General features: G+C 69.8%; 2 protein-coding genes. Both read left to right on the top strand.

The window, feature by feature from the left end; genetic code table 11:
• The first annotated feature begins 13 nt into the window (after positions 1 to 13).
• Entirely contained in the window at positions 14 to 5,575 is a 5,562-nt protein-coding gene (locus tag ACQR2C_RS07140) for a type I polyketide synthase (protein ID WP_434880810.1), read from the top strand.
• The gene (locus ACQR2C_RS07135) at positions 5,568 to 6,791 is read left to right on the top strand and encodes a trans-sulfuration enzyme family protein (RefSeq protein WP_316239057.1); all 1,224 of its coding nucleotides are present in this window, start codon (positions 5,568 to 5,570) and stop codon (positions 6,789 to 6,791) included. The genes ACQR2C_RS07140 and ACQR2C_RS07135 overlap by 8 nt, the downstream gene beginning before the upstream one ends.
• Positions 6,792 to 6,794 lie beyond the last annotated feature (3 nt).

Raw genomic sequence — 6,794 nt, 5'->3', positions numbered from 1 at the left:
CGTAGCGATGGTCATGAGCAGTCCAGAGCCCAAGGACCCGTCCCTCATCAAGCAGGCGCTGCTGACGATCCGCCGCCTCGAGGCGGAGATCGCGCGCCTCAAGACGCCGGCGCCGATCGCGATTGTCGGCATGGCCTGCCGCCTGCCCGGCGCCGGTACGCCCGCGGAGCTGTGGGACAGTCTCGCCAATGGACGTGACGCAGTGACCGAGACGCCACGGGATCGCTGGGACAACGCCCGCCTCGTCGATCCGGATCCCGCCACGCCGGGGCACATGACCGCGCGCCACGGCGCGTTCTGCGCAGGCGTCGATCGCTTCGATGCCGACTTCTTCAACATCGCGCCGCGCGAAGCCCACGCCATGGATCCGCAGCAGCGTGTCCTGCTCGAAGTGAGCTGGGAGGCGCTGGAGCGCGCCAACCAGGATCCGACCGCGCTCTACGGCAGCGCCGCCGGCGTGTTCGTGGGTCTCGGCACTTTCGACTACGCAACGCTGCAGGCGGCGCCCGAGGATCGCGAGAAGGTCGGGCCCTATCACGTCAGCGGCACGGTGCTCAGCGTGGCCGCCGGCCGCCTGTCTTATGCCCTCGGCCTCACCGGTCCGAGCATGACCATCGACACCGCCTGCTCGTCGTCGCTGGTCGCGATCCACCAGGCCTGCCGCAGCCTGCAACAGAACGAATGCAGCCTCGCGCTCGCCGGCGGCGTCGGACTGATCCTCAGCCCAATCCCGAGCATCGCCTTTTCCAAGGCGCACATGCTGTCGCCGCGCGGGCGTTGCCGCACCTTCGACGCCGGCGCCGACGGCTATGTCCGTGGCGAGGGCTGCGGCGTCGTGGTGCTGAAGCGTCTCGCCGATGCCGAGGCCGACGGCGACACCATCCTCGGCATCATCAGAGGCAGCGCCGTCAACCAGGACGGCGCCAGCGGCGGCCTGACCGTGCCGAGCGGAGCGGCGCAGGAAGCCGTCATGCGCGAAGCGCTCAGCCGCGCCGGCCTCGCTGCGTCGGACGTCGCCTATGTCGAGGCTCATGGCACCGGCACCCCGCTCGGTGATCCCATCGAGCTGCGGGCGATCGGCCGTGTCTATGCCACCGAGCGCAACGAGCCGCTGCTTGTTGGATCGCTGAAGACCAATTTCGGGCATCTGGAAGCCGCGGCCGGCGTTGCCGGGCTGATGAAGACCGTTCTCAGTCTGCGGAACGGCATCGTGCCGCCGCATCTGCACTTCGAGACACCCAATCCGAACATCGACTGGGATCAGTACCAGCTCGCAGTTCCGCACGAGCCGACGCCGTTGCCGCCGGGCCGACGCGTCGCAGCCGTCAGCGCCTTCGGCTTCTCCGGCACCAACGCCCATCTCGTAATCGAAGTGCCAGTGCCCAGCGATCTGCCGGCCAGCACGGCGCGTGGCGGCGACGAACTGCTGGTAGTCTCGGCAAAGTCCGCCGCGGCGCTACGCGGACAGGCCGAGCAGCATGCTGATCTGCTGGAGGCATTGCCGGCGGCCGAGCTCCGCGATTATTGTGCGACAGCCGCGACCTGCCGCGGCGCGTTCGGGCATCGCCTCACGGCTATCGCATCCGAGCCCCGCGCGCTCGCGCGGCAGCTACGCGCCTTTGCACGCGGTGACGCCACCACGCAGGCCGCTTCCTCGGTCGCTCGCAGCGTGAGTGGCGACGGCGAACGAACAACCGACCGCCACGCCGCCGCTGCGGCGTTTCTCGCTGGCCGCAGCGTCGACTGGTCGATGCTCTGGCCACGGCAGAGCTGGCGCAAGCGCGCTGTCGCCACCACGGCGTTCCAGCGGCAGCGTTATTGGTTCGACCTCGCAAGCGGCACGCCCCGCTCTCTGATCGGCGCTCTCGTCCGCTCGGCCGCGCTCGACGCGACCTTGTTTCATTTCCGGCTTGGCCCTTCGCTGCAGCCGCTGCTTGACGATCACGAGGTGCAGGGCGCGATCGTTGTCGCCGGCGCCGTATGGATTGCGGCCGCCCGCGAGGCGGCCATGCGCCTCGGCGTCAGCGGCCTCAGCGACATCAGGCTGCCACAGCCCCTCACGCTGCCGCGTGGCGCTGACGTGGAGGTGGAAATCGCCGTCACTGATGGCGATGCCGATGGCGGCCAGCTCAAACTGATGGGCCGTGCCGCTAATGAGTCGGCATGGCGGCGGTGCCTGACAGCGCGCTTGCAGGACGTCAGCGGGGCTGCGCCCGCGAGCGATCTCGCTGCGCTCCGCGGCGCTTGCCCCGACGCGCTCGATGTCGTCGCGCTCTATGCGCGCGCCCGCCGGTTCGGGATCGCGCTCGGCCCGCGGTTTCGCCATCTGCAGCAGGTCTGGCGCGGCCGAGACCAGGCCCTGGCGCGCTGCGCGCCACTCGATCATCTCACCGCGGATGAAGCAGGTCCGCTGCATCCTGGCTTGATCGATGCGGGCTTTCAATTGCTGCTCGCGGCGCTCGGCGACGACTACAATGCGCCGATCGTCCCGGTGCGTTGCGCCGGCCTGCGATGGACGGGTGGTCCGGACCAGGCGACCGGCTGGTGGCACATGCGCCTGACGCGCCGCGATGCCGACAGCGTCACCGCCGACCTGCGCCTGCTCTCGGACACGGGCGATACGCGGCTCGTGATCGAAGGCTTCGAAGCGCGCGCCATGCCGGCCGACTGGCTGGCCCACGCGGATGCCGCGCCCGACGCCTGGTTCATCGCCGAGCATTGGCGCGCGCAGCGGCTGCACCGGCCCGCCGTCCGCAAGATCGCGGCATCGGTTGCCGCGACAGGCGAACGTCTCGCGGCAACGCCGGCCTACGTCGCCTATCGCGACGGCCAACGGCTGCTCGATGAGGTCAGCCTTTGCTATGCCGCCGGCGCGCTCCATGCGCTCGGCTGGCGCCGTCACCTCGCGCTCGACGGCTCGGTGGAGACGATCGCGGCGCGCTTCGGCATTGCTTCGAACCAGCGCGCCCAGCTCGCGCGCATGCTGTCGATGTTGGCGGAGGCCGGCCTCATCGCCACGACATCCACCGGCTTTGTCGATCGGCCCGACCGGCCGCTGCCGCCGCGCGCGCCCGCCAATTTGCCCGACATCTCGATCGCCGCCGAGTGGCGGCTGCTGTCGCGTTGCGGACCCCGGCTGCACGAGGTGCTCACCGGCAAGCTCGATCCGCTCGAATTGCTGTCGCCCGCCGGCGATCCGCGCCAGCTCGCTGAGCTCTATTCTGAGCCGTTGCCGACGCGCTGTATGAACACGCTGCTGAAGCAGGCGCTGGCGTCCTGGGCCGAACAGGCAGCCCCCGGTCAGATCCAGGTCCTGGAGATCGGTGCCGGGACCGGAGCGACCACGGCCGCCGTGCTCGATGCGCTGCCCAGAGATGCCACACGCTACGTGTTCACCGACATCGGCACCGTGTTCCTGACCGATGCACGCGACCGCTTCGGCGAGCAGATCGAGACGAAGCGTCTCGATATCGAAGCGGAGCCAGCGAGCCAGGGTCTCACGCTGCGAAGCTTCGACATCGTGGTCGCCGCCAACGTGCTGCATGCGACGCGAGACCTTGCCGTCACGCTCGCCCACGCGCGCCAGTTGCTGGCGCCTGGCGGTCTGCTGGTGCTCGTCGAAGCGGTGACGCCGCAGCGCTGGCTCGATCTGACCTTCGGCATGACCGACGGCTGGTGGCGCTTCGATGACGACCGGCGCAAGACCGGCCATGCTTTGCTCGACATCGCCGGCTGGGGCCGGATGCTCACACGACACGGCTTCGACGAGATCTCACCGCTGCTTGGCGCAGAGCCGTTCGGTCAGACCGTCATCCTCGCGCGCGCCGGCCATGTCGTTGCCGAAAGCGAATGGCTTCTCGTGGCCGACGAGGGAGGTGAGGCGGCACGGCTGGCGCAGGTGCTGGCCGAAGCCGGCGCGCAATGCAGCCTGCTGCAACCACCCGAGCTGCATCGCCGTGCGGCCGAAGCGACGGGCCGCGTTCACGTTGTCGACTGCACGGCGCTGGTTGCGGCCGGCGCTCCCGACGTCGCAGTCGAAACCATGCGCGCGGCGATCCTCGACACGACGGCGCGCAGTCTCGCCACCTTGCAGCTTGCTGCAAGCCTGTCCTCGCCCGCGCGCGTCAGCATCCTGACCCGCGGTGCGATCGCTGCATCACCGGGCGACCAGGTCGATGGTCTGGTCGCAGCCTCGCTGCCGGGGCTGATGAAAGTGGCAGCGCTCGAGCTGCCGAATCTGGCCGCACGACTGATCGATATCGACGCCAGCACGACCAGCGCCGATCTGCTGGCCGCGCTCGATTGCGACGAGGGCGAAACGCTTCAGGCGGTCCGCAACGGGCGCCGTTTCGTGCCGCGGATTGCGCCCCCGCCGAAGCGGACCGAGGGTTCGCCCGCCACACTTTCGTTCGACGGCATCCAACTGATCACCGGCGGCTATGGCGGTCTTGGCCTGGCGCTCGCCGAAGCGCTGATCGCGAAGGGCGCGCGCAACATCGCGCTGCTTGGTCGCCGCCCGCCCGATGAGACCATTGCGCGGCGTCTCGCAGGCTGGAGCGCCGCAGGAATCCAGATCCATGCGCTGGTGGCCGACGTCGCGAGCGAGCATGCAATGCAGTCGGTGCTCTCTTCATTGCCCGCCGACGTCCCCATCCGCGGCGTGTTTCACGCGGCCGGCGTGCTCGACGATGCGCTGTTGACTGAACAGTCGCCGGGGCGGCTGGCCCTGGCGTTCGATCCCAAAGTGGCCGGCGCGTTGGTGCTGCATCGGCTGTTTGCGCAGCATGACCTCGGCTGCTTCGTACTGTTCTCCTCCGCCGCATCGCTGCTCGGCTCGGCCGGACAGGCCAGCCATGCTGCCGCCAATGCCTGGCTCGATGCGCTGGCCGCCCATCGGCGTGCGCGTGGGCTTGCCGCAATCAGCATCAACTGGGGCGCCTGGTCGGAGACCGGCGTCGTGGCCGAACACGACCATCAAGGCAATCTGCAGCGCCTCGGCATCGGCGGGATCCGCACCGCGCAAGGTCTCGACGCGCTCTGGCGCATCCTGAAAGCCAATCCGGCGCAGATCGGCGTGGTGCCGCTCGACGTCGATCGCTTCCTGGAGCGCCGCCCGGCGGCGCCTCAACTCGCGGAGCTGCGCGCCGGCCGCGAGCGGCACGTTCCAGCAAAGGCTCGGACGGAGATCGCGGAGCCACGTCCTTCGGATGAGACGCTGCTTGCCAGGGTCCTGGCCGATCTCGCCCGGTCGCTCGGGCGTGATACAGGCGATGGCATCGATCCCGACCGGCGCTTCGCGGAGCTTGGCCTGGACTCCCTGAGCGGCCTCGACCTGCGCAACCGCCTGCAGGGCCGCACCGGCATCCGCCTGCCGGCCACCGTGATCTTCGACCATCCGACACCGCGGCTGCTCGCATCGCATCTCGAAACGATGCGGGCGGATGCGCCTTCCGCCGAGCCCGTTCCGGCAGGCGACACGCCAATCCTGTCCGACGGCGAGCTCGATGCCCTGTCGGAGGACGAACTCGATGCGCTGATCGACATGCTCGCTGCGGAGGGCACCGGCCGTGACTGACAACAATGCCATCAGACTGAGCCCGTCGCGGACCGGGACCGGGATGCCGGATCAGCCTTGCGGACCACAGCTCCATCTGTCCACCCGTGCCGTTCAAGCAACCGCAGAGCGGCAGACTCCGCAGCCCGCGATCCAGCCGGCCTCGACGGTGTTCTTCGACACTGTCGAGACCCTGCACGAAGCCGAGGCCAATCCGTTCGACGTGTTCTTCTATGGCGGCATGGGCACGCCCGCCGTCAGCAGGATCGAGACGGCGGTCGCCCAGCTCGAGCTCGGCGAACGCGCCATCCTGGTGTCGAGCGGCAGCGCCGCGGTGACCGCGGCCCTGATCGCCTTCGCCCGCGCCGGCCAGCATCTCCTCGTCGCCGACACCGTCGCGTCGAGCACCCGCCGGTTCTGCGAGACCGTGCTGCGCGGCCTTGGCGTCGAGATCGAGTTCTACGATCCGGCCGCCGGCGCCGACATCGCCCGGCTGCTGCGGCCGGGGACCTGCGCGGTCTATATGGAATCGCCGGGCTCGCTGTCGCTGGAGATGCAGGACGTACCCGCCATCGCGGCTGCGGCGCGATCGCACGGCGTCATCACCATTCTCGACAACAGCTGGGGCGCGTTCGGCGCGTTCCGGCCGTTCGAGCACGGTGTCGACGTGGTCGTGGTGTCGCTCGGCAAGCAGGCGGCGGGCCATGCCGACCTGATGCTCGGCGCCCTCGTCACCTCGCACCGCCATGCCGCGCGGCTGAAGGACATCGCCGTGCAGCTCGGGCACGTACCCGGCGCGCTGGAGTCGTATCTGGCGCTGCGCGGCCTGCGCAGCCTGCCATTGCGCGGCGAGCGCCAGCTACGCACCACGATCGAGCTCGGCCGCTGGTTCGCCGCACGCGCGGACGTGCGCCGCGTGCTGTGCCCGGCACTGCCTGGCGCGCCGGGGCACGAGCTGTGGCGGCGCGACTGCAGGAGCGCAGCCGGACTGCTGACGATCGCCTTCGCCGCCGAGGCCCGCGACGACGTCATCGCCGCCATCAACCGCCTCGCTCTGAGCCGGCTCGGCTTCGGCTGGGGCGGCGCCGAGAGCCTCGTGCTGCCGATCCTGGAGCCGCCGCCGCGGCAGTTCGCCAAACAGCCGGCGGATGAATTCTGGGTGCGGCTCTCGACCGGCCTCGAGGAGGCTGCCGATCTGATCGCCGACTGGTCGCGCGCACTCGATGGAGGCGCGTAGCGG

This window comes from Bradyrhizobium sp. HKCCYLRH3061 (assembly GCF_051168015.1).
GTDB lineage: Bacteria > Pseudomonadota > Alphaproteobacteria > Rhizobiales > Xanthobacteraceae > Bradyrhizobium.
Note: the sequence above shows the minus strand (reverse complement) of the source record. Positions and strands in the feature narration are given on the sequence as shown.

Bases quoted from the DNA above. Each gene is read 5' to 3' on its own strand.
- ACQR2C_RS07140 (WP_434880810.1), top strand. From the start codon at position 14: ATGAGCAGTCCAGAGCCCAAGGACCCGTCCCTCATCAAGCAGGCGCTG.